Here is a 21,890-nt window from a genome sequence, read left to right on the forward strand (position 1 = left end):
TATAACAATAGCAAAGAGTCGACGTGTATTAAGTCAATACAGCTAATTAGTAGATCTAGGAAACTCCTCTGATGACGGAAAAAAAGAAGCGCGGATTATTATCGTGGCTTGGTTTTGGTGAAGAAGAACAAAGCCCTAAAACTCAGAATGAAGCGAACGTAGAAATCGTTGAAGATCAAACTGAAGTTGAATCACAAGTTGAGGCTGAACAGGTCGCGCCTGAAGCTGAACAATCTAAGCCAACTGAACCTGAGCAAGCGCTTGAAGAAGCTCAACAAGAGCAGCAACCTGTCGCAGCAGAAGCAGAAGCAGAAGCAGAAGCAGAAGCAGAAGCAGAAGCAGAAGCAGAAGCAGAAGCAGAACAGGAAGAAGTGGCTGCTCCGCAAGCCAAGGTTGAAGAAGTTCAAGAAAAACCAACAGAAAGCTTCTTTGCTCGCCTTAAGCGCAGCCTAAGCCGCACTAAAGCAAACATCGGTGCGGGTTTCTTTGGTCTGTTCAAAGGCAAGCAAATCGATGAAGACCTGTTTGAAGAGCTAGAAGAGCAACTTCTGATCGCTGACGTGGGTATGAATACCACGGTTAAGATCATTGAAAACCTGACAGAAAAAGCATCTCGCAATGACCTAAAAGATGGTGAAGCGCTTTATGGTCTGCTCAAAGAAGAGATGGCAGACATCTTAAGCCAAGTGGAACAGCCACTGGTTGTTGATACCACTAAAACACCTTACGTTATCTTAATGGTGGGTGTGAACGGTGTAGGTAAGACAACTACGATCGGTAAGCTGGCGAAACAATTCCAAAATGAAGGCAAGAAAGTGATGCTAGCAGCGGGTGATACCTTCCGTGCTGCAGCCGTTGAACAGCTTCAGGTTTGGGGCCAGCGTAACGATGTGCCAGTTATCGCTCAGCACACTGGTGCGGACAGTGCGTCTGTTATCTACGATGCGATTGAAGCTGCGAAAGCGCGTGGCGTTGATGTTGTGATTGCTGATACGGCAGGTCGTTTGCAGAACAAGAGCAACCTGATGGAAGAGCTACGCAAGATCGTTCGTGTAATGAAGAAGATTGATGACTCTGCACCACACGAAATCATGCTAACGCTCGATGCAGGTACAGGTCAGAACGCTATCAGCCAAGCGAAGTTGTTCAGTGAAGTGGCTCCAGTTACGGGTATTACACTGACTAAGCTAGATGGTACGGCGAAAGGTGGTGTAATTTTCTCAATTGCTGACCAGTTCCAGATTCCAATCCGCTACATTGGTGTGGGTGAAGGTATTGATGACCTGCGTCCATTTGAATCTAAAGACTTCATTGAAGCACTATTTAGCCGCGAAGAGTAACGCGAGTAGCAAAGTGGTTTATCCTTAATCTGCTACCGTTTTTAAATTTGATATTAGTGATCGTAAGAGGAATTTTCGGTGATCAAATTTCAGCAAGTGAGTAAAGCCTACCGAGGTGGAAGACAAGCGCTCCAAAAAGTGGACTTTCACCTGAAACGTGGAGAGATGGCTTTTTTGGGTGGGCACTCTGGGGCTGGTAAAAGTACCTTGCTGAAGTTGATCTGCGCGATAGAGCGCCCAACCGATGGACGTGTCTGGTTCAACGATCACGATATCACTCGTATCCAAGCCAAAGACATCCCTTTCTTACGCCGTAATATTGGGATTGTTTTTCAAGACCACCGCCTGCTGATGGACCGTTCGATTTTCGATAACGTCGCTCTGCCTATGCGTATTGAATCTATTTCTGAAAACGAAATAAAACGCCGAGTCAGTGCTGCGTTGGATAAAACCGGTTTATTAGATAAAGCCCGTTGTTTGCCAAGCCAACTTTCGGGTGGTGAACAACAACGCGTGGGTATTGCTCGCGCCGTGGTTAACCGTCCAACTCTGCTTTTAGCCGATGAGCCCACCGGTAACCTAGACCCTGAATTATCTAACCGTGTATTACGCTTGTTTGAAGAGTTCAACCGCGCAGGTGTGACCATCATCCTAGCGACGCACGACATCGGGTTAGTGAACACTCGCCCTCAGTACCGCCATCTTGAATTAAACCAAGGATTTTTGAGTGAGGTTGAAGACTATGGCCGCGAATAAGCGCATCAAAAAACCTCAATCTAATCGAGCAGCAAACCGCGCTTCAAGCGACGGCTTCTTTGTTGTTCACTGGAAACAAGCCAAGTCTTCGTTCTCGCAAATGTGGCAGCGCCCGTTAGGCAACTTGCTGACCCTTGCGGTGATCTCAATGGCGTTGGCGATGCCAGCTTGTTTGTACCTATTAGGTAAAAATGTGGGTGAAGTAGCGCAAGATGTCACTAGCCCGTCACAAATAAGTGCTTATGTAGAGGATGGTATTCCTGAGCCACGAGTAATGGTGCTTAAGGATGAAATCGAAAGTTGGGATCAAGTTGAGCTGGTGGAGTACATTTCTCCGCAGCAAGGGCTTGCAGACCTCAGCCAATATTCTGGTTTTGAAGACGCCCTAACCATCCTCGACGATTACTCACTGCCAGGTGTTCTGGTGATTACGCCAAGCGTACACAGCGATACCTTAATTAAAGAGCTGGCAGGCACAGTTAAACAACAAGAATTAGTCACCGATGTTCGCCTAGACGAAGATTGGTTAGCGCGATTAGATGCGATCAAAGCATTAGCAGCTGTCATCGTGATTACCTTAACGGTATTGATGTTGGGCGCGGTATTTCTGATTATCGGCAATACACTACGATTTAATGTGTTGGCGCATAAAGAAGAGATTCAAACCATGAAGCTGATTGGTGCGACCGACAGCTACATTCTTCGACCATACCTTTATGCAGGGATGTGGTTTGGCGTTTTAGGTTCGATTAGCGCTTGGGTAATGACGGCATTGATTACCGTATTACTGAACAGCGCAGTGGATGACTTGGCTCAGCTATACGACAGCCACTTTCGTTTAATTGGCCTGAGTTGGGATGAATCTTTACTGCTTTTGATCGTCGGAACTCTGCTTGGTAGTGTGGCTGCGAAGCTTTCTGCACAGCGTCACCTAAAAGAAATTGAACCAGTTTAGGTGAATAGAGTCATATTTAGACGAAAAATAGGCACTTCTTAACCAGTTTTTGCCTTGTATAGACGAATTGATTATGCATAATTACTTCCCCCTCCTTGAAACCTGTTCATTTTAGGTTCAAGATTGTCGGGTTTTAATAGATGTATTACTCCAGATCAGAGATTGATGAGGAACCGAATGGCAAACCAAGCGTATCAAATGGCTTTAGTCACACAAGATAGTTTAGATAGCTATATCCGCTCAGCGAACAGCTACCCAATGCTGACACCTGAAGAGGAACGTGGACTTGCAGAGCGATTACATTACAAAGGTGAGATCGACGCTGCGAAAGGCTTGATCCTTTCCCACCTACGATTCGTGGTGCACGTTGCAAGAGGCTACTCTGGCTACGGGCTGCCAATGGCTGATCTCGTCCAAGAAGGTAACATCGGCTTGATGAAGGCTGTTAAGCGCTTCAATCCAGAAGTTGGTGTTCGTCTCGTCTCGTTTGCTGTTCACTGGATCAAAGCTGAAATCCATGAATACGTTCTACGTAACTGGCGTATCGTTAAAATTGCGACTACTAAGGCACAGCGTAAACTGTTCTTTAACCTTCGTAAGTCTAAAAAGCGTTTGGGTTGGTTCAATAACGGTGAAGTTGAGACGGTTGCTCGTGAACTGGGTGTTGAGCCTTCAGAAGTTCGTGAGATGGAATCTCGCTTAGCAGCACAAGATGCGACGTTTGAAGCGCCTATGGACGATGACGATGGTGGTTCTGCTTACACTGCTCCAGTTTACTACCTAGAAGACAAAGCGTCAGACGTTGCTGAGACGGTTGAAGCGGCTAACTGGGAGTCACACACCAATAATCGCCTAGGGCTAGCACTAGCAAGCTTAGACGAGCGTAGCCAACACATTGTTCGCTCACGTTGGTTAGACGACAACAAGGCAACCCTGCAAGACTTAGCGGATACCTACAGTATCTCAGCTGAGCGTGTTCGCCAGTTAGAAAAGAATGCGATGAAGAAATTGAAACAAGCCGTTGGTGATTTCTAATAGCATCTAGTTTCTATTAGCTTCTACTTTCTAGTAGAGCTAACAAATAGCTGAATTTTGAAAAGGCCGAGATCGAGAGATCTCGGCCTTTTTGTTTTGGATCGATTTCTCAACTTTTGCGATCGAAATTTGCAAAATGATTTTGTGGATAACTCTGTGAGAAGTTTATTCGTCAGCTGTCTAAAAGCAGGGTGTAGTAAGGCTTTGACGGGGTTTTTCGAGTGGGGATATGTTTCAGTTAACCCACAGTTAGATCAGGATCATTACTACATGTTGTGGATCTATTTTTGAAAAGACACTTTATTCACGCAATTCACAGATTTATCCACAAATGGTGTAAAAGTGATCGCTGGTGGATAACCTTATTAAGTGGATGTGAATGTTAGCCTTGGGATAGGTTACAATGGCAGCAAAGTAAATCAGTATAAAAAGAGAAAGTCATGGACCAGTTTAAACATATCGATGTTAAAGGCGCTCAAGCCCTCATCGAACAAGGCGAAGCTCGACTTGTCGATATACGTGACCCGCAGTCTTTTGCGGTTGCTCACCCAAAAACAGCCTACCACCTGACTAACGATACGATGGTGTCATTCATGGATGAGGTTGAGTTCGAACAACCTATCTTAGTGATGTGCTACCACGGCATCAGTAGCCAAGGTGCGGCACAATATTTAGTGAACCAAGGCTTTGAAGAGGTATATAGTGTTGATGGTGGTTTCGAAGCTTGGCATCGTGCTGAACTTCCAGTGATCGCAGGTTAATGACTTTCATCACCTGAACCGCCTCAAGCATCCCTCATAGAATGAATAGGAAGTAACAATGATTAGATTGATGGTGTTAGACAATCCACGTCTTGCTCAAGCATTTATTGATTATATGGCCTCTCGTCAGATCCCTATTCAGATGTCTCCAGAGGGAGAAGGGCGTTTTGCTCTTTGGCTTCTTGATGGCCAATTTCAGGTTGAAACCGAAGCTGAGCTGAATCGTTTTCTGGCTGAACCCAATCATAAGCGCTATCAAGCGGCGTCTTGGGACATGGCTGAGACCAGAAAGAGCAACTTCCATTATCACACGCCAAGCTTTATGGGTATGATCAAAGCCAAAGCCGGCCCTGTGACACTAAGCCTGATGTTGGTGTGTGTGGTGATTTTTGCGCTGCAACAGATCGGTTTTGGCCAAGCTATTTTTAATGCCCTACATTTCCCAGCGGTGGATGGACAGCAATGGCAGCTGTGGCGTTGGTTGAGTCATGCCGTTCTACATTTCTCTGTTATGCACATCGCATTTAATATTTTGTGGTGGTGGCAGTTAGGTGGAGACATTGAGAAGAAACTTGGCAGCCTCAAGCTACTTCAGATCTTTGCTGTCTCTTCTGCGCTTTCAGGCGCTGGGCAGTATTGGGTTGAAGGGGCGAACTTCGGTGGTTTGTCTGGTGTTGTGTATGCCTTGGTTGGTTACTTATGGGTGGTTGGTGCGAAGGCGCCACAACTTGGTTTAGGTATTCCAAGACAGATTGTCGGCTTTATGTTGGTGTGGTTGGTGCTTGGGTACATGCAGCCATTTATGGCTATCGCCAATACGGCGCATTTAGCTGGCCTAGCCGCCGGTGTGATTATTGGCTTTATCGATGCGATGAAAGCACCAAGCTCGGCAAGAAGCTAACTCATCTCTTCTAATGAGTAGCCAAACGATAGAGACAAAAAAGCGGCCAGATGAGCTAATGCCGATCAGTTAAGTAAAAAAGACTGGTTGAACGATCCTCCAAGGATGTCAAAATCCGAGTGTTTCTTTAACACTCGGATTTTTTATGTTTCTTAGACAAGCCCTTAATCAAGTCCATAACTTCTCTCCAGAACAGCTCTCAGGGTTATCAGACCTGCTGTCCCCGGAACTCGTCGAACAGTGCCTCCAAGAATCTGGGGTTGCGACTATTCGAAAGCGCAGGTTACCAATGGAAATGATGGTTTGGAGTGTTTTAGGGATGTCCCTTTACCGTCATTTATCGATGGATAAAGTAGTCTCGCAACTTGATATTCTCCTACCGGGTAAGAAGCCATTCGTCGCACCTAGCGCTGTCATACAGGCACGTCACCGACTTGGTTCCGACGTTATGGAAGCCGTGTTCAATCACACTCAACGACTTTGGCACCGCAAGACTCCTCATCCCGATTGGCATGGGTTAACACTTCATGCTGTAGATGGTGTTGTGTGGAGAACACCAGACACTAAAAGTAATGATGAGCATTTTAGTAGAACAGGCAATAAAACAACGATATCTGACTACCCTCAAGTGAGAATGGTCTGCCATATGGAGCTGACCAGTCATTTACTCAACAGCGCTTCATTCGACTCAGTATCTAAAAGTGAAGTCGACCTTACGATCCCGCTTATTGAACAATCTCCCTCAAACAGCTTAACTATTTTTGACCGCGGATTTTACGCCTTGGGCTTACTGCATAAATGGCAAACCAGTGGCGATGAAAAACATTGGCTGCTCCCATTAAGAAAAGGGGCTCAATACACTGTGTTATCGAAGGTAGGCCGAGGACAAGAGCTCGTTGAGCTCAAGCTATCACCTCAAGCTCAAAAGAAGTGGGTTGATGCCCCCAAAACTCTCCAAGCTCGTTTAATCACAAAGACGATTAAAGGAAAAGAAGTCCGACTATTAACGTCAATGATAGACACGATGAAATATCCTGGTGCTGATATCGCCGAACTATATAGCCATCGTTGGGAAATAGAGTTGGGGTATCGTGAGATGAAGCAATACATGCTTCAGAACCAACTTACGTTAAGAAGCAAAAAGCCAGAGTTAGTGAATCAAGAGCTTTGGGGAATGCTGGTTGCTTACAATCTACTGCGGTTCATGATGTGTCAAATGGCCTATCATCAGAAGTCAGTGATGCCTTATCAAATCGGCTTTAAACAGGCTTCATTATTCCTTGTTGGACAGCTTCAATTATTACCAGCGGTCGCACCGGGACGAATCCCAGAAGTAATAAACTACATACTGGATATGTCAGAAAGCTTTGTTTTACCTGAGAGGCGAGAACGAAGTTACCCAAGAGCAGTAAAAAAGAGGCCTTGTCGCTATGCGACAAGGCCTCCAAGAAGACGCTAAACGATGCTTAACTTACAAGCATTAGGCCAGATGAGCCGCTTTTTTATTTGGATTCGTTTTACATCATTACTGATAAAGGTATTTGGTAAACAGTAAGTCAGCAATCAGGGTTTTACCTGTCTCTGGAAGCAAAATCTTGTTGAGGTGTTCAACTAAGGATTTTCTTAAGTCTTCACGGCCAGATAGAGATTTAATGGTTTCTTCGTTTTGCTTGCCAAGCAATTCAATCACCGCATCGCGAATCAGTGGTTGGTGATGCTCAATAGCGGCCAAGTCGTTACTATTTGCCACCATGATGTCGAGGCGAACCTGAATGTAGCCCAGTTTTTTACCTTTAGTGTAAAAATTGGTGGTCAGGTCTGGCTCTAGCGTGAAGTAGGCGAGTTTAGCTGCCGACTCCTCTTCAGCGAAACTTGATGCTGAAAAGAGTAGGGTAATCGCAAGAAATATTTGGGCTACATAACGTTTGTGCATATTTGTGACTTTTCTTTAGTTTATTCGCGATATTCGAAACGCATTAGTCTTGTTACAATGAGCGGTCTAAATCTAAATACGTTTACAATTCGAAGAACGCTTTAATTTTGTTCGAAAGTTGAAGCTTTATTGTACGTGTAAAGTCACCTATTGAATACTAGTATGAATCAGCCAATATCGCTGTATCTTAATTCGTTAATGAATGTAGATTGGCAAAGTACAGAAACATTTGATTTTCCTAATGAAACCACCAAAGAGTGGCTGATGGAGCAAGGTTCTCTTTCCCGCAAGTTGGGGAAGTGCTGTCAGCACCTGTCTGTTGAGTTGCTTCATAATCAAGTTGTAGAACGCTCAATGCTGCAACAGGACGAGGAACATCTTTTATCATCGTTTGATTGCTTACTGCGTAAAGTGATTTTAAAGGGTGATGATGACCCGTGGGTGTTAGGTCGAACCTTGATTCCCCGAGTCACGCTAGAAGATCATCAGCACTCTGACCTTTCTCAACAAGGTAATGTCCCGCTTGGATTGACCGTTTTCAGTGCTGAGAACGTGGAGCGAGATGCGCTGCAAGTCGGTTGGGTTATTGCAGGCGATGAGCGATTACTCGCGCGTCGTTCTCGATTATGGATGAACCATAAACCGATGCTTGTGGCAGAACTGTTTTTACCAACATCACCCATTTACTCTAAGGAGAGTGTGTAAATGCTTGCCACCAAAGCGAAGGCGTATTGGCAATTAACGCGAATGAATCGCCCGATTGGTACCCTGTTACTCCTTTGGCCGACCTTGTGGTCACTGGTTATCGCCGCACAAGGTATGCCTGATTTTGATGTCTTGGTTGTTTTCGTACTCGGCGTGGTGTTGATGCGTTCAGCTGGCTGTGTGATCAATGACTTTGCTGACCGTAAAGTAGATGGTCATGTTAAACGTACCAAGCAGCGTCCATTACCTTCAGGTTTGGTTTCCAGTAAAGAAGCGATTCTGCTCTTTTTAGTGCTAGCCGTGGTTTCATTCTTGCTGGTACTCACTATGAATCCACTGACCATTAAGCTCTCATTTATTGGTGTGGGCCTGGCGTTCATTTACCCTTTCATGAAGCGTTTTACCCATCTTCCCCAGTTGTTTCTTGGCTTAGCGTTTAGCTGGGCGATACCAATGGCTTGGGCGGCACAAACCAATGAGCTGCCAAGCATTGTGTGGTTTATCTTCGTGATTAACGCGTTGTGGACGATTGCTTACGACACGCAATATGCGATGGTTGACCGAGATGATGACTTGAAGATTGGTATTAAATCGACGGCTATTTTATTTGGTCGCTTCGATAAACTGATTGTTGGCTCTTTGCAACTCGTCACCCTAGCGATGCTGATTGCGTTAGGCATGCATTACCAACTAGGAGATACCTTCTATTGGGCACTGTTGGTAGCGGGAAGCTTATTTGTGTATCAACAACATCTGATGCGCCACCGTGATCGAGACCTTTGTTTTCAAGCCTTTCTAAACAACAACTATGTTGGAATGGCAGTGACCGTGGGTTTGTTCATTACCTTCTGGTAAGCATCAGCTTTTCGAGTTAACGAATGCTAAAGAAAAGGCACCCATTGGGTGCCTTTTTTGATCGTGTTCGGTCTCGCTATTCAAGAGACTCCAAGCTGATGATTACTCCGCTTGGTGGATACTCTCTTGAATCGTCAAACGTACTTCTGGGTAAAGCATTGAGTAGAGAAGCTTAGCGAATTGCTGAGTCTTTTCTAAATCACAGTTACCATCGTTATCCAGATATTGTTGTTTCAGAGTGGCGAACATCGACGCAAACACGCCTTTATCGAAGAACTCTGGTGCATTGATGCCTTGTAGGCGACCAAGTCGCTGTGCAATGTCTTGGCTCTTCTGTTCAAGATCGGATTTATCCAGATCAGGGTTCTCTGCCAACAGGTTCAGAGCAATAGAGTAGCGTTGTAGCGTCTCTGAAATCGTACGACCTAACAGCATCAGTGCTTGGCTGTTTGATTGGTTGATGGTGACTTCGTTATCAGAAACCACAAGCATACCTTGGTTAACCAGCTCTTCAATGATGTTAGAAACCACGCCTTCAAGCTTGTCTTCGTCGTAGCTTAGGAACAGCTCTTTCTTCAAGAACGGGTAGATAGCAGCAACGTTCTCTTGAATTGCGTCAATCGATAAACCACGCTGACGAATGGTCATTTGTGCAATTAACGATGGCAGAGCAAACAAGTGAATGATGTTGTTTCGGTAGTAGGTCATCAGAATGGACTGGTGACGGTCTAGCGAAATGATGTCGCCCATTGAGTCTGATTCAATCAAGAACTTGTTCAGTGACTCAGCATGTTTTACCAAATCTTCAGCGCTGTCTTTTGGCACAGTGAACGTTGCAGAATATGGAACGTTCTTAAGCAGAGACAGGTAGCAATTGATCTGAGAAACCAAAGAGTCACGAGACAATGCGCGCTGTCTTGAAGCCAATAGTGCCGTTGCACAAAGGGTCAGTGCATTGGTCGCTGCCGCATCGTTAATGTGCGTCATCATTTTGGTCGCCAAGTCATTAACCACCGGATTCATCCATTGTGGTTTGCTGGTACCCATTGGGTCGATGTCTTTGGTCCACTCAGGTGAGTGTTCATTCAGATATTGGTTAAGCTGAATCGGCTCACCGAAGTTCACGTAGCCTTTACCAAAGTTACGCAGCTTACGAATGGTACGAATCACTAAGCTCGCGTTTTCTTTCTCTTTACGCTTGCCTCGAAGTTCTTTCGCGTAAGTCGCTACTTCCATCACGTGTTCGTAGCCGATGTACACAGGAACCAAAGTCACCGGACGGTTCATGCCGCGCAGCATTGCTTGGATTGTCATCGCTAGCATGCCCGTTTTCGCTTGCAGTAGACGACCTGTACGAGAACGCCCACCTTCGCTGAAGTACTCTACTGAGTAACCTTTAGCGAACAATTCCGCTAGGTATTCACGGAAAATCGTCGAGTACAGCTTGTTGCCTTTAAAGCTACGACGAATAAAGAACGCACCACCATGACGGAAAATAGGACCGGCAGGAAAGAAGTTCAGGTTGATACCCGCAGCGATGTGCGGAGGCACCATGCCTTCGTGGTAAAGCACATAAGAAAGCAGTAAGTAGTCCATGTGGCTACGGTGACAAGGCACGTAAACAATCTCGTGACCATCTTGAGCCAACTTACGAACCGTTGAAGCGTTGCTGATATGCAGGCCTTGGTACAACTTATTCCACAGCCAACCAAGAATCTTCTCACCGCGTTTGATCAGCGAGTAAGAGAAGTTCGCAGCAATCTCGTCCATGATGTCTTGAGCTTCTTTGCTCGCTTTCTCGATCGAGATGTTCTTTGCTTGTGCTTCGTCTTCAATCGCTTTCTTGATCGCTTCTGATTTTAATAGGCGATCAAACAGAGCTTGGCGGCTTGGCAGGTTAGGACCTGATGCAGCAAGCTTTTGGCGAGAGAAGTGAATACGTGCCACGCGCGCCAGTTTGTGCGCGATGGTGCTGTCGGTGCCATGTGAATTAGCCATGTAGCGTAGAGAAACCACTGGGCTGAAACGAACCAGACAGTCACGACCGGCTAGCAACACCGCTTTTGATTTCTCTAAGCCGTTCATTGCTTGTAGGTAAGGCTTCTGGTTATTCTCTTTACCAGGTTTGCGCCCCCACAAAACGGTAGCAGGGATAACTTGAACATCGAGTTCAGAGTCGTCAGCGTGCAGTGAAAGCAATTCAGAGAACACTTCAATTGAAGAGCTTGGTACGTAATCATCGTCTTGCAGCAGAGTTTTGCGAGAAGAGATAAAAACGTAGCGTTGCAGTGATTTGCCGTTGATTTCAAGCTTGCTCAACGGATCAGGTAGGCCTAATTCAAGTGCATGTTTTTGCAATGTAAGAATGTCTACACTTGAGCGAAACGGTAAGGCGTATACAATCGGTTTGCTCAAATCAATGTTCAAATCCTCAACAGGGTTTGAAGGAATTGATGTGCCCTTTACCAATACGGATAAAGGTAGCTTCATTAATGAACGTGAAAAAGATTGTCCAGAAGACATATAGGTTCACTGCCTCAATAGTTATTTCAATGTGCTGAAGCGTATCTCTATTTCTCTGATAAAAAGGATAAATCCTATGAGTGAAATAGGGATAAGCCTAGGCGTAAATTTAATCGATGCAAGAATACCAGAAACTGGTCTAACCTTTTAATGGAAATAGTCATATTGCCGTTAAGTTTGTGGAAAATCATTCATCGACTGATTGAGTATAGGGTTAAAAATGACCAAAAAATCAAACACCGGATTCAAACGCATCATCAAAGCAGCAGGCTTTTCATGGCAAGGCATTACGAGTTCGTTTAAAAACGAGGCTGCATTTCGACAAGAAGTGTTCATGGCAGCCGTGCTTATTCCGTTGGCATTTTACTTAGATGTAAGCCAAGTTGAGCGAATCTTGATGATCTCATCGGTGGTATTGGTGATGGTTGTCGAGCTAATCAATACCGCGATTGAAGCGGTTGTCGACCGAATCGGCAGTGAACATCATGAGCTTTCTGGAATGGCGAAAGATGTCGGTTCGGCAGCGGTTTTCATCTGTTTGGCACTCGCAGGTTATGTGTGGCTAGAGATCTTGTTTTTGTAATTTGCTAAAAATGAACTAAAAACAACCAATTGCTTTGCTTTTGTTCAGTTACTGGATATACTCACAGTCAACTGTATAAAAAGACAGGTGAATCATGAAGCCGTTAACGCCCCGCCAGCAACAAGTCTTTGACCTTATCAAAGGTAAGATCGAAGATTCCGGTATGCCACCGACACGTGCAGAAATCGCGCGTGAACTAGGCTTCCGTTCTGCTAATGCTGCAGAAGAACATTTGAAAGCTCTTGCTCGTAAAGAAGCGATTGAGATTATCCCGGGTGCGTCTCGCGGTATTCGTATTTTGCTTGAAGATGCAGCAAACGAAGAGCAAGGTTTACCATTAATCGGTCAGGTTGCCGCTGGTGAGCCTATTTTGGCTCAAGAGCATGTAGAAATGCATTACCAAGTTGACCCTGGCATGTTTAAACCACAAGCTGACTTCTTACTTCGTGTAAATGGCGAAAGTATGAAAGACATTGGTATTATGGATGGTGATTTATTAGCTGTTCATAAAACACAAGATGTCCGCGATGGTCAGGTTGTCGTGGCTCGTGTCGATGATGATGTAACGGTAAAACGCCTAGAACGTAAAGGTTCAACAGTGCTGTTACATGCTGAAAATGAAGAGTTTTCTCCAATCCATGTTGATCTAGAATCTCAACACTTGTCTATTGAAGGACTTGCGGTTGGTATTATTCGCAACACCGACTGGATGTAGTCAGTACAAACAGCTTATTGATATTTATTCTCAATAACTTGTTATTGTAATTGATATTCATTATCATCTTCTTTGTCGAGATACAAGGAAGATGATGATGCCAAACCCAACCAAACCTCAAATGAAGCCGCTTACTCGTAAGCCGCGCTCCTCTGTTCAAAAGGCTTCTTCTGAACAAGGGTCTGCACATCAAGAATTCCAAGTTCCGACCAACCTCGTTCAACACCTTTGGTTTCGTAGTCGCGAAAGCCTAGCCGATGATGGTCTCGTTTATGACCCAATCGCAGCTCAAGCCTGCAAGCGTTGCCAGCTCGCACCTGAATGTCTTACTGGTGAGCTTGACCAACAACAGCTTCTCTACGCAACACTGACTCAACTTTGTGACTCTCAAGTTCAACAATTTCTATCTCACAACCCTGATGCTTGGATCATCAATGTTGGGGCAGGGCTCGACACCCGTTTTTACCGTTTAGATAATGGACGCTGCCATTGGGTTGAATTGGATGTGACGGAAAACCTAGTGTGGCGCCAACGCCTGTTCCACAAAAATGAACGCTATCGCTTGGAGTGTGGTTCTGTCGATGACCTAACTTGGTTGGATGAACTTAATATTCCAGAACAAGCCTCGGTGATGGTGGTGTGTGAACATGCTCTGCTCGATTGCAATGAACAGCAGACGGCGAACTTCATTCAGTCTTTGAGCCGCTACTTTACTCATGCACATGCGTGTTTAGTCTTAGCTGGAGATAAAAGCTCAAGTACGTTGGGGCAAAAACTTGGTTCAGGAAAGTATGCGCATGGCCTATCTTCTCCAATAGACAGTGTTCTCAATTGGTTGCCATGGGCACAATGGGTAAAAGCGTTTTCTCCCCTAGACCAACAATGCAACCGTTGGAAATTGTGGCAGCGACTTCTTTGTAAGATCTCTCAGGTCAAAAAGCGTTTAACGCCGCAGTTAGTGCTCGTTAAGTGGTAACCCTAGTGGTTCTGTATTTCGAGTAACTGAGTACATAGCCGGTATAAGTAAAATTCCACAACATAGTGAAAGCCCACCCACTAGGTTAAACTATCGCCTCTAATCTAAGAGGTGATCGTGAAACTATTTAATCCCCAAACTATTTTTCAAACGCTATCCAATCAGGCGATGCATAAAAAAGTGCTGTTGCTCGCGATCCCGATGGTTCTCTCTAATATTACTGTTCCACTGCTGGGCTTAGTCGATGCGGCGGTTATCGGTCACCTCGAGCACTCTTGGTATTTAGGTGGTGTGGCACTGGGCGGCACAATGATCAGCGTGACCTTTTGGTTGCTCGGTTTCCTGCGTATGTCGACAACAGGGCTAGCCGCACAATCTTATGGTGCGAATGATGGCAAGCAACTTGGTTTAGTCTTCGTGCAAGGTGTGACCATGGCCTTAGGGTTTGCTGGTATCTTTTTGCTTTTACACAGTCTAGTCGCCGATTTAGTTTTCTCATTGAGTAGCGCCAGTGATCAAGTTAAGCACTATGGTCAGCAATATTTTTCAATCCGCGCCTGGAGTGCGCCTGCCGCGCTTACTAACTTTGTGATTCTAGGTTGGCTGCTCGGGACTCAAAACGCCAAAGCGCCAATGTGGATGGTGATCATCACCAATATCACCAATATCGTTTTGGATATCGTTTTTGTTATCGGTTTAGGGTGGCAAGTGGAAGGTGCAGCATTGGCATCTGTAATGGCTGATTATGCCGGTCTAACATTTGGCTTGATTTGTGTTTACCGAATCTGGGCGAAGAAACAGTTACCATCGGCATGGGCTCTGCTTAAGAAAACCAGCCAAGGTTTGAGTCGTTTCGTGAAATTGAATCGCGATATCTTTCTTCGTTCATTGTGTCTACAAGCGACTTTCACTTTCATGACCTTCCAAGGCGCAAGCTTTGGCGATGATGTTGTCGCGGCCAATGCCGTGTTGATGAGTTTCTTAATGATCATCTCTTATGGGATGGATGGCTTTGCCTACGCAATGGAAGCGATGGTAGGTAAAGCGATAGGCGCGAAAGACAAAGATGAACTGAACCAGTCATTGATTGGTACTTTCTTCTGGAGCTTCAATATTTGTTTGGTACTGACCATAGCGTTCGCACTCGCTGGCTCGAGTTTAATCAATATGATCACCACAATCCCAGACGTGAAGAGCCAAGCTGAGGTGTATTTACCGTGGTTGATAGCGATGCCATTGGTGTCTATGTGGTGCTTCCTGTTGGATGGTATTTTTGTTGGAGCAACCAAGGGCAAGGATATGCGCAATAGTATGTTTGTTGCGACCTGCAGTTTCTTCGCGATTTTCTATTTAGCATCAGGTTTAGAGAACCATGCACTGTGGTTAGCGATGCTGAGCTTTATGGCAATGCGCGGAATTGGTCTTGGTGTGTTGTTTGTTTCTCAGTGGAAGAAAGGGGAGTTTCTCGCTTAGCTCTGAGGGCTCTGTTTGTGGGGAGTAAATGAGGCTGTACAGGTAAATGGGCATTTAGAACATCATGATCTAATTACTATCAATGCCTTAATATTCAGTGTTTTAAATAAAAACAGCAAGCGCGTGGCTTGCTGTTTATGTATTTGGCCTATGGGTGGTCAAATACTCATATTGGTTCTATATCTAGAATAAACGGTTAAGCCCGTTGAGTGCTGCAACACGATAAGCTTCCGCCATCGTTGGGTAGTTAAAGGTCGTATTCACAAAGTACTCGATGGTATTTGCTTCACCTTTCTGTTCCATAATCGCTTGTCCGATATGGATGATTTCAGCGGCACGCTCACCAAACACGTGGATACCTAAAATCTCTTTGGTTTCGCGATGGAACAGAATCTTTAAGCTACCAATATCTTTACCCGCAATTTGAGCACGAGCTAGGTGTTTGAATGAAGAACGTCCTACTTCATACGGTACTTTAGCTGCAGTAAGTTCTTGCTCGGTTTTACCAACAGAGCTGATCTCCGGGATGGTGTAGATGCCGGTTGGAATGTCTTCGATAAGGTGGCGCTCAGCTTCACCTTTCACAATTGCCTGAGCCACAAATCGACCTTGGTCATAAGCAGCACTTGCTAGGCTAGGGTAGCCAATCACATCACCGACAGCGTAAACATGGTCAACATTGGTTTGGTAGTTGGTGTTTACTGATACTTGACCACGCGAGTCCGCTTCTAAGCCAACAGCACCAAGGTTAAGTTTATCGGTATTACCCGTTCGGCCATTAGCATACAGCAGGCAATCAGCACGCATCTTTTTACCTGACTCTAAGTGAATGATCACGCCATCATCAGTGCCTTCTATTTTCTCAAAGGTTTCATCGTTGCGAATCACGACGCCGCTGTTCCAGAAGTGGTAAGAAAGCGCATCTGAGGTTTCATTGTCTAGGAATGACAACAGACGGTCACGAGTATTGATAAGATCGGTTTTTACACCCAAACCGCGGAAAATCGATGCGTATTCACAACCAATAACGCCAGCACCATAGATGATGATGTGTTGCGGGTCGTGTTTAAGAGAAAGAATCGAGTCGCTGTCGTAGATACGTTCATGCAAGAAATCGACGTTATCTGGTTGGTAAGGGCGAGAGCCTGTCGCGATAACAAATTTGTCTGCACTGTAATGTTCTTCAGTGCCATCGCTTTGCATTACCGAGACAGTGTTGGTATCGATAAAACGTGCAGTACCAAATACCAACGTGCACTGGTTGCGGTCGTAGAAGCCTTGGCGTAATCGAGTCTGCTTGTCGATAACCGATTTAGCATGCCCCAAAATGTTGGAAAACGTTGAGTGGATGCTTTTGTTGTTCTGACAAAACAGCGGATTGCTGTTGAATTCGATAATACGACTTACGGCATGGCGCAGTGCTTTTGAAGGAATCGTTCCCCAGTGAGTACAACCACCACCAACGCTGCTCTCTTTTTCAATGATTGCAACGTTCAACCCGGCTTTGGTTAATCCCATCGCTGCCCCTTCTCCTCCGGGGCCACTACCAATTACGATTACATCAAAGTGGTTGGAGTGCGGCATAGATATCTTCCTTGTTATATTTGATTAACATTGCTTTAGCGAGATTTTAACTGATTCTGTTCTTGGGTACATGAAAAGGGCATCAGAGAGTCGGTGGGATCACGCAGTGTTATCGAAAAAATAATATTTGGTATGTCGTATGTCTCCAAATGACAGTGTGGATATTGAAATTTTTTCTTCGAACGTATTTACTTCGGTACGTGAACAAAGAGGTATGTTTAGTGTCTTATATAACCAGAGTGCCTTATATAAATAAGTGATTCGCGTTATATTGAACAGAGTATTAGACATGCCTGTTTAGGCTGTAAAAGAAGAAATTGATAAAGTATGAAACCAATGGGCATTCGCGCACAGCAAAAAGAAAAAACTCGTCGCAGCTTAATCGATGCAGCATTTAGCCAACTCAGCGCCGATCGTAGTTTTTCCAATCTAAGCTTGAGAGAAGTCGCTCGTGAGGCTGGAATAGCACCGACTTCCTTTTATCGTCACTTCAAAGACATGGATGAGCTTGGCTTAACCATGGTTGATGAAGGTGGCTTACTGTTGCGCCAGTTAATGCGTCAAGCTAGGCAACGCATAGTAAAAGAAGGCAGTGTGATTCGCACATCGGTTGAAACCTTTATGGAATTCATTGAAAGCAGCCCTAACGTATTCAGACTGTTATTGCGAGAGCGCTCAGGAACTTCATTTGAGTTTCGTGCAGCGGTAGCTCGTGAGATACAGCACTTCTCTGCTGAGTTAACCGAATATTTGATAACGACTGGCATGACAAGGGACGAAGCTTTCACTCAAGCTGAAGCCTCGGTCATCTTAGTCTTCAACTCAGGGGCAGAAGCATTAGATTTAGATCGACGTCAGCGAGATGAATTGGCTGAACGCTTGATCATGCAATTGCGAATGATGGCCAAAGGAGCTTTTTGGTATCGTAAAGAACGTGAACGTAACCGATTAAAAGGCGGGATTGAATAATGTCGAATGAAAATAATACTGTAAACCGTGGTTCTGAAAGAAAGACACTCGTACTTGCTGTTGTAGCCGGTGTGTGTGGTGATGCATTGTTATCTTGGGTAACAATGAGCGAAGTGGGCTTCTCTATTTTCCCGCTTATCGCTTTAGTTTTGGCAGTACAAGCGCTTTACCAAGAATACCTAACTAACCCAGTATCTGAAGATATCCCACTAGTCGGTTTAGCTTGTTTCTTCGTGGGTGCATTTGGCCATTCGGCTTTCGTGAAAGCACAACACCCTGATGCAGGTTCAAACTTCTTTGCGATTATAGTCGCGATGCTGCTTTTAGCCTGGGTAGGTAAGAAGCTAGGTTTTATCGGTAAAACCGCTTAAACCAACCTACAAAGAAAAAAAACGAGCCAATTGGCTCGTTTTTTGTATCTGCTGTTTGTCTTAGGCCGAGAAAGCGAGATTTATGCTTTGCGCTCTAAGAACACACCCGCTTCCATGTGGTGGGTGTAAGGGAACTGGTCAAATAGAGCAAAACGAGTGATATCGTGTGTTTCGCTTAGAATGTCTAGGTTCTCTTTCAATGTTTCAGGGTTACAAGAGATGTACATGATGCGCTCGTAGCCTTGAACCATCTTACAAGTATCAACATCCATACCTGAACGCGGTGGATCAACAAAGATAGTGTTGCAGTTGTAGCTCTTAAGATCGATGTTCGCTTGCTGTAGACGACGGAACTCACGCTTACCTTCCATTGCTACGGTAAAATCTTCTGCAGACATGCGGATGATCTGAACATTTTTAATGTTGTTCGCCGCGATGTTGTATTGCGCAGATTCTACTGACGGCTTCGCCAGTTCTGTTGCCAGTACACGCTCGAAGTTTTGTGCCAGCGCTAATGAGAAGTTACCGTTACCACAGTAAAGCTCAAGCAAGTCGCCTTTGCTGTCTTGAGTACAGTCGACAGCCCATTCCAACATTTTCTCTGCTACTTTGCCGTTTGGTTGAGTAAAGCTGTTCTCTACTTGCTGGTAGATGTAGCTATCACCATTCACGTCTAGCTTTTCAATGACGTAGTCGCGGTCCAGTACGATTTTCATCTTACGCGCACGACCAATCAGGTTTAGGTTAAAACCTTCATCGTTCAATTGCTGCTTCAGTGCTTTAGCATCTTGAATCCACTGTTCACCTAATTGACGGTGGTAAAGCAGTGACACCAAAATCTCGCCGCTTAATGTAGAAAGGAAATCTACTTGGAATAGCTTGTGGCGTAGAGAGTGGTTGTCCTTCATTGCATCTGTTAATAGAGGCATTAGGTCATTGATAAGACGGCTAGCTGCAGGGAACTGGTCTACGCGGTATTTTTCTTTAGTCTCTTGATTGAACATGACGTAATACATATCGTCACCTTCATGCCACACGCGGAACTCAGCACGCATGCGGTAGTGTTGCTCTGGAGATTCATACACTTCCAGTTCAGGCACATCATATTCTGAGAACATTTCTGTAAGACGCTCTGTCTTTTCTGCCAGTTGTTCTTGGTAGCGTTGCGGGTTTACATCTAAATTCGCCATTGTTATGCCTTTTGCTGTCGTGCTTTTAAATCAAGAGCGCAGATTTTATTCAATCACAGGCGCTTGTCCAGTGTTGAGAGCCATTCAATGTAAATCGACCATGAAAACTATAGCTTATAACAATCTTAGACTAGACAAATGATTCAGAGGTCAATACTATCTTCGGCAAGCTGGTGTCATTTAGATGTATAGATGGCTGAAGAGGGAATCTGGTGTAAATCCAGAACTGACGCGCAGCGGTAAAAGAGAACGAGTATTCATAAGACACTGCAAATAGCTTTTTGTGGGAAGTCGAATATTAGGTAACCATAAGGGTTGTGCTCTTGAGTCCGAATACCTGCCAGCGGCCAAACCATAAGATGTGGTTTGGTAGGACTTTACGCGATTTAGGATCACAACATGAACAAATCCCTTTTAGCGGTTGCTGTAGCATCGCTGCTTTCACCTATCTCCAATTTACACGCCCAACAAGCATCTGCCGACGAAACCATGGTGGTGACGGCTAACCGCTTTGATCAAGTTGATGGCGCAGTATTAGCGCAAACTGTAGTGGTTACCAAAGAAGACATTTCAAAACTTCAAGCAAATAGCCTTATTGACGTTTTTCGAACGTTGCCAAGCGTTGAAGTTGCTCAATATGGTGGTCGCGGGCAAACAGCCTCATTCTATGTGCGAGGCGGTAGTTCTTCTCAAGTTCTAGTCTTAATGGATGGAACTCGCTTACCAAGAGCTATGATGGGTGGTGTTGATTTTAACTCTTTGCCAGTTAACTCAATTGAACGAATTGAATTCATTCGTGGCGCGCGCGCCTCTATATATGGTTCAGAAGCTATTTCTGGTGTCATCAATATTATTACTAGAGCAGATGTGAATGAGAATGCCGTTAAAGTGTATGGCGGGTATGGCACAAACAATCATTATGTAACCTCCTTAGCTGCTCTGCATAAAATTGATGATAACCAACATATTAAAGCTGTTGTTGGTTATGAAAAGGATGATGGATTTAATGTTAAGCCGATTGAAGGTATCAATGATGGTGATGAGCACGGCTTTGAGTCATACAATTTAAATATTGGCTACCAAAACCAGCTAACCAAGACAGTTAATGCCTTTGTTAATGTTGTGGCTTATGACAACGAAGGTGAGTACGACAATAGCTCGGCAGCTTCTCCTTGGGGGCCTGCTCGACATGAAGAAAAAGTTGGCCGAACTGAATTTCGTTCAATCAATACAAACTTGGCTTATAACGAAGATAACCTCACTTCAACGTTAGATCTTACTTATGCAGAGCAAGACAACTACGATTATATTGTAGGTAAGAGTAAGAAGAGTGGCGGTATCACATCGATTAACCAAATCAATGCTGCTTGGTTGAATTCATACCGAGTAAACGAGCAGTTGGCTTTGGGTGGTGGTTTAGATTATCGACGTGAAGAGTTAGATGAAGGGTATACAGGTTCTAGTTACTACAAACCTGAAGAAAACCCTCGTGAAAACTATGGTGTGAGTGTTATTAGTCAATACACCATAGATAGCTGGACACTTGAAGCAAGTGCTCGAAATGATGAGAACAGCCAATATGGAAACAATACGACGTGGCAAGCAGCGGCGGGTTGGGCATTCCTTGATAATTATGAGCTTAAAGCGAGTCATGGTACTGCATTTAGAGCACCTACGTTTTTAGACTTATATTACCCAGGTTACGAAGCTCCTAATCTAAAAGCAGAAGACTCTCAAAATACAGAGTTAACACTTGAAGGCACACATTCTTATCTAGATTGGTCTATTACTGGCTTTATCAACAAGATTGATAACATGTTGATGTGGCAGGGGGCTGGCATGACCAATATTGGTGAAGCTGAAATCAAAGGTGTTGAACTGGGTTTAGGTTTTGATACTTCAATCGTTACACACCAGTTTTACTTAGATTGGAAAGATCCAGTAGATAAGTCTAATGGTAAAGAGCAGCAATTAGCATACCGTTCTAAACAAGGCGCTAAATGGAACGCCTTTGCTGAGTTAGGTGATTGGGTTCTGGGCTCTCAGTATCTTTATCAAGGTGAGCGTTTTAATGGTACGACACGATTAGCAAGCTACAGTCTTTGGAATTTTACTGCTGAGTACGCAGTTTCGGCAGATCTTAAGGTGAAAGGGAAACTGAGTAACGCATTCGATAAAGATTATGAAATGTATAGTGGTTACGCGACACCGGGTCGTGAATACTTCGTATCAGCATCTTATCAATTCTAATTTTCACCTAAACCG

General features: G+C 44.7%; 20 protein-coding genes and 1 riboswitch. Of the genes, 16 read left to right on the forward strand and 4 right to left on the reverse strand.

Features of this window, described 5'->3' with window-relative positions; genetic code table 11:
- Positions 1–71: 71 nt before the first annotated feature.
- From ftsY to OCV20_RS00555, 7 genes are all read left to right on the forward strand, one after another.
- Positions 72–1,340: a signal recognition particle-docking protein FtsY gene (gene ftsY, locus OCV20_RS00525; protein ID WP_086775812.1), complete on the forward strand. Its 1,269-nt coding sequence runs from the start codon at positions 72–74 to the stop codon at positions 1,338–1,340.
- Between the two features lie 78 nt (positions 1,341–1,418).
- Complete coding sequence (gene ftsE / locus OCV20_RS00530) at positions 1,419–2,096, forward strand: cell division ATP-binding protein FtsE (protein WP_086775813.1); 678 nt, start codon at positions 1,419–1,421, stop codon at positions 2,094–2,096.
- Positions 2,083–3,051: a permease-like cell division protein FtsX gene (ftsX, locus tag OCV20_RS00535; RefSeq protein ID WP_017061038.1), complete on the forward strand. Its 969-nt coding sequence runs from the start codon at positions 2,083–2,085 to the stop codon at positions 3,049–3,051. Before ftsE ends, ftsX begins: the two co-directional genes overlap by 14 nt.
- 177 nt (positions 3,052–3,228) lie before the next feature.
- Complete coding sequence (gene rpoH, locus OCV20_RS00540; protein WP_017055518.1) at positions 3,229–4,086, forward strand: RNA polymerase sigma factor RpoH; 858 nt, start codon at positions 3,229–3,231, stop codon at positions 4,084–4,086.
- A gap of 440 nt (positions 4,087–4,526) precedes the next feature.
- Positions 4,527–4,847 carry a thiosulfate sulfurtransferase GlpE gene (gene glpE, locus OCV20_RS00545; RefSeq protein WP_017061039.1) on the forward strand — a complete coding sequence of 107 codons (321 nt, stop codon included), beginning with the start codon at positions 4,527–4,529 and terminating at the stop codon, positions 4,845–4,847.
- A gap of 58 nt (positions 4,848–4,905) precedes the next feature.
- A complete protein-coding gene (gene glpG / locus OCV20_RS00550) occupies positions 4,906–5,748 on the forward strand; it encodes a rhomboid family intramembrane serine protease GlpG (protein WP_017063770.1) in 843 nt (280 codons plus the stop codon).
- Between the two features lie 145 nt (positions 5,749–5,893).
- Positions 5,894–7,207, forward strand: a complete 1,314-nt coding sequence (locus OCV20_RS00555) for an IS4 family transposase (RefSeq protein WP_086775497.1) — start codon at positions 5,894–5,896, stop codon at positions 7,205–7,207.
- A gap of 66 nt (positions 7,208–7,273) precedes the next feature.
- Here the strand turns inward: OCV20_RS00555 and OCV20_RS00560 are convergent, their stop codons facing one another.
- Positions 7,274–7,681 (reverse strand): flagellar basal body-associated protein FliL, encoded by a 408-nt coding sequence (locus OCV20_RS00560; protein WP_048610748.1) that lies wholly within the window; start codon positions 7,679–7,681, stop codon positions 7,274–7,276.
- Between the two features lie 162 nt (positions 7,682–7,843).
- Here OCV20_RS00560 and OCV20_RS00565 point away from each other — a divergent pair, with 162 nt between their 5' ends.
- Together OCV20_RS00565 and ubiA are read left to right on the forward strand one after the other, a co-directional pair.
- On the forward strand, positions 7,844–8,386 hold the full coding sequence (locus tag OCV20_RS00565; RefSeq protein ID WP_170930220.1) for a chorismate lyase: 543 nt from the start codon (positions 7,844–7,846) through the stop codon (positions 8,384–8,386).
- Entirely contained in the window at positions 8,387–9,241 is an 855-nt protein-coding gene (ubiA, locus tag OCV20_RS00570; RefSeq protein ID WP_086775214.1) for a 4-hydroxybenzoate octaprenyltransferase, read from the forward strand.
- A 102-nt stretch (positions 9,242–9,343) separates the two neighbouring features.
- Here the strand turns inward: ubiA and plsB are convergent, their stop codons facing one another.
- Positions 9,344–11,764 (reverse strand): glycerol-3-phosphate 1-O-acyltransferase PlsB, encoded by a 2,421-nt coding sequence (gene plsB / locus OCV20_RS00575; protein ID WP_086775213.1) that lies wholly within the window; start codon positions 11,762–11,764, stop codon positions 9,344–9,346.
- Positions 11,765–11,984: 220 nt separating this feature from the next.
- Here plsB and OCV20_RS00580 point away from each other — a divergent pair, with 220 nt between their 5' ends.
- From OCV20_RS00580 to dinF, 4 genes are all read left to right on the forward strand, one after another.
- Positions 11,985–12,347: a diacylglycerol kinase gene (locus tag OCV20_RS00580; RefSeq protein WP_048615036.1), complete on the forward strand. Its 363-nt coding sequence runs from the start codon at positions 11,985–11,987 to the stop codon at positions 12,345–12,347.
- A 94-nt stretch (positions 12,348–12,441) separates the two neighbouring features.
- Positions 12,442–13,062: a transcriptional repressor LexA gene (gene lexA / locus OCV20_RS00585; RefSeq protein WP_019820514.1), complete on the forward strand. Its 621-nt coding sequence runs from the start codon at positions 12,442–12,444 to the stop codon at positions 13,060–13,062.
- A 97-nt stretch (positions 13,063–13,159) separates the two neighbouring features.
- The gene (locus tag OCV20_RS00590; RefSeq protein WP_048610739.1) at positions 13,160–14,038 is read left to right on the forward strand and encodes a class I SAM-dependent methyltransferase; all 879 of its coding nucleotides are present in this window, start codon (positions 13,160–13,162) and stop codon (positions 14,036–14,038) included.
- 117 nt (positions 14,039–14,155) lie between these two features.
- Positions 14,156–15,511 (forward strand): MATE family efflux transporter DinF, encoded by a 1,356-nt coding sequence (gene dinF, locus OCV20_RS00595; RefSeq protein WP_197276929.1) that lies wholly within the window; start codon positions 14,156–14,158, stop codon positions 15,509–15,511.
- Positions 15,512–15,694: 183 nt separating this feature from the next.
- Here the strand turns inward: dinF and sthA are convergent, their stop codons facing one another.
- Complete coding sequence (gene sthA / locus OCV20_RS00600; RefSeq protein ID WP_017061048.1) at positions 15,695–17,095, reverse strand: Si-specific NAD(P)(+) transhydrogenase; 1,401 nt, start codon at positions 17,093–17,095, stop codon at positions 15,695–15,697.
- A 327-nt stretch (positions 17,096–17,422) separates the two neighbouring features.
- Between sthA and fabR the strand changes: the two genes are divergently transcribed.
- Together fabR and OCV20_RS00610 are read left to right on the forward strand one after the other, a co-directional pair.
- The gene (fabR, locus tag OCV20_RS00605; protein WP_010438693.1) at positions 17,423–18,064 is read left to right on the forward strand and encodes an HTH-type transcriptional repressor FabR; all 642 of its coding nucleotides are present in this window, start codon (positions 17,423–17,425) and stop codon (positions 18,062–18,064) included.
- Complete coding sequence (locus OCV20_RS00610) at positions 18,064–18,435, forward strand: YijD family membrane protein (protein ID WP_004736696.1); 372 nt, start codon at positions 18,064–18,066, stop codon at positions 18,433–18,435. Before fabR ends, OCV20_RS00610 begins: the two co-directional genes overlap by 1 nt.
- A gap of 80 nt (positions 18,436–18,515) precedes the next feature.
- Here OCV20_RS00610 and trmA read toward each other — a convergent pair whose 3' ends face one another.
- Entirely contained in the window at positions 18,516–19,625 is a 1,110-nt protein-coding gene (trmA, locus tag OCV20_RS00615; protein WP_086775212.1) for a tRNA (uridine(54)-C5)-methyltransferase TrmA, read from the reverse strand.
- 154 nt (positions 19,626–19,779) lie between these two features.
- Positions 19,780–19,984: riboswitch (cobalamin riboswitch) on the forward strand.
- A 40-nt stretch (positions 19,985–20,024) separates the two neighbouring features.
- Here trmA and OCV20_RS00620 point away from each other — a divergent pair.
- Positions 20,025–21,875, forward strand: coding sequence for a TonB-dependent receptor domain-containing protein (locus tag OCV20_RS00620; protein WP_059022264.1), 1,851 nt, complete (start codon positions 20,025–20,027; stop codon positions 21,873–21,875).
- Positions 21,876–21,890: the final 15 nt, after the last annotated feature.

Source organism: Vibrio coralliirubri (assembly GCF_024347375.1).
Classification (GTDB): domain Bacteria; phylum Pseudomonadota; class Gammaproteobacteria; order Enterobacterales; family Vibrionaceae; genus Vibrio; species Vibrio coralliirubri.

Excerpts from the sequence above, each read along its gene's own strand:
- ftsY (WP_086775812.1), top strand. The coding sequence starts at position 72 with ATGACGGAAAAAAAGAAGCGCGGATTATTATCGTGGCTTGGTTTTGGT.
- ftsX (WP_017061038.1), top strand. The coding sequence starts at position 2,083 with ATGGCCGCGAATAAGCGCATCAAAAAACCTCAATCTAATCGAGCAGCA.
- rpoH (WP_017055518.1), top strand. The coding sequence starts at position 3,229 with ATGGCAAACCAAGCGTATCAAATGGCTTTAGTCACACAAGATAGTTTA.
- trmA (WP_086775212.1), bottom strand. The coding sequence starts at position 19,625 with ATGGCGAATTTAGATGTAAACCCGCAACGCTACCAAGAACAACTGGCA.
- OCV20_RS00610 (WP_004736696.1), top strand. The coding sequence starts at position 18,064 with ATGTCGAATGAAAATAATACTGTAAACCGTGGTTCTGAAAGAAAGACA.
- OCV20_RS00560 (WP_048610748.1), bottom strand. The coding sequence starts at position 7,681 with ATGCACAAACGTTATGTAGCCCAAATATTTCTTGCGATTACCCTACTC.
- OCV20_RS00580 (WP_048615036.1), top strand. The coding sequence starts at position 11,985 with ATGACCAAAAAATCAAACACCGGATTCAAACGCATCATCAAAGCAGCA.
- OCV20_RS00555 (WP_086775497.1), top strand. The coding sequence starts at position 5,894 with ATGTTTCTTAGACAAGCCCTTAATCAAGTCCATAACTTCTCTCCAGAA.
- lexA (WP_019820514.1), top strand. The coding sequence starts at position 12,442 with ATGAAGCCGTTAACGCCCCGCCAGCAACAAGTCTTTGACCTTATCAAA.
- OCV20_RS00565 (WP_170930220.1), top strand. The coding sequence starts at position 7,844 with ATGAATCAGCCAATATCGCTGTATCTTAATTCGTTAATGAATGTAGAT.
- sthA (WP_017061048.1), bottom strand. The coding sequence starts at position 17,095 with ATGCCGCACTCCAACCACTTTGATGTAATCGTAATTGGTAGTGGCCCC.
- OCV20_RS00620 (WP_059022264.1), top strand. The coding sequence starts at position 20,025 with ATGAACAAATCCCTTTTAGCGGTTGCTGTAGCATCGCTGCTTTCACCT.
- glpG (WP_017063770.1), top strand. The coding sequence starts at position 4,906 with ATGATTAGATTGATGGTGTTAGACAATCCACGTCTTGCTCAAGCATTT.
- ubiA (WP_086775214.1), top strand. The coding sequence starts at position 8,387 with ATGCTTGCCACCAAAGCGAAGGCGTATTGGCAATTAACGCGAATGAAT.
- OCV20_RS00590 (WP_048610739.1), top strand. The coding sequence starts at position 13,160 with ATGCCAAACCCAACCAAACCTCAAATGAAGCCGCTTACTCGTAAGCCG.
- fabR (WP_010438693.1), top strand. The coding sequence starts at position 17,423 with ATGAAACCAATGGGCATTCGCGCACAGCAAAAAGAAAAAACTCGTCGC.
- plsB (WP_086775213.1), bottom strand. The coding sequence starts at position 11,764 with ATGTCTTCTGGACAATCTTTTTCACGTTCATTAATGAAGCTACCTTTA.
- glpE (WP_017061039.1), top strand. The coding sequence starts at position 4,527 with ATGGACCAGTTTAAACATATCGATGTTAAAGGCGCTCAAGCCCTCATC.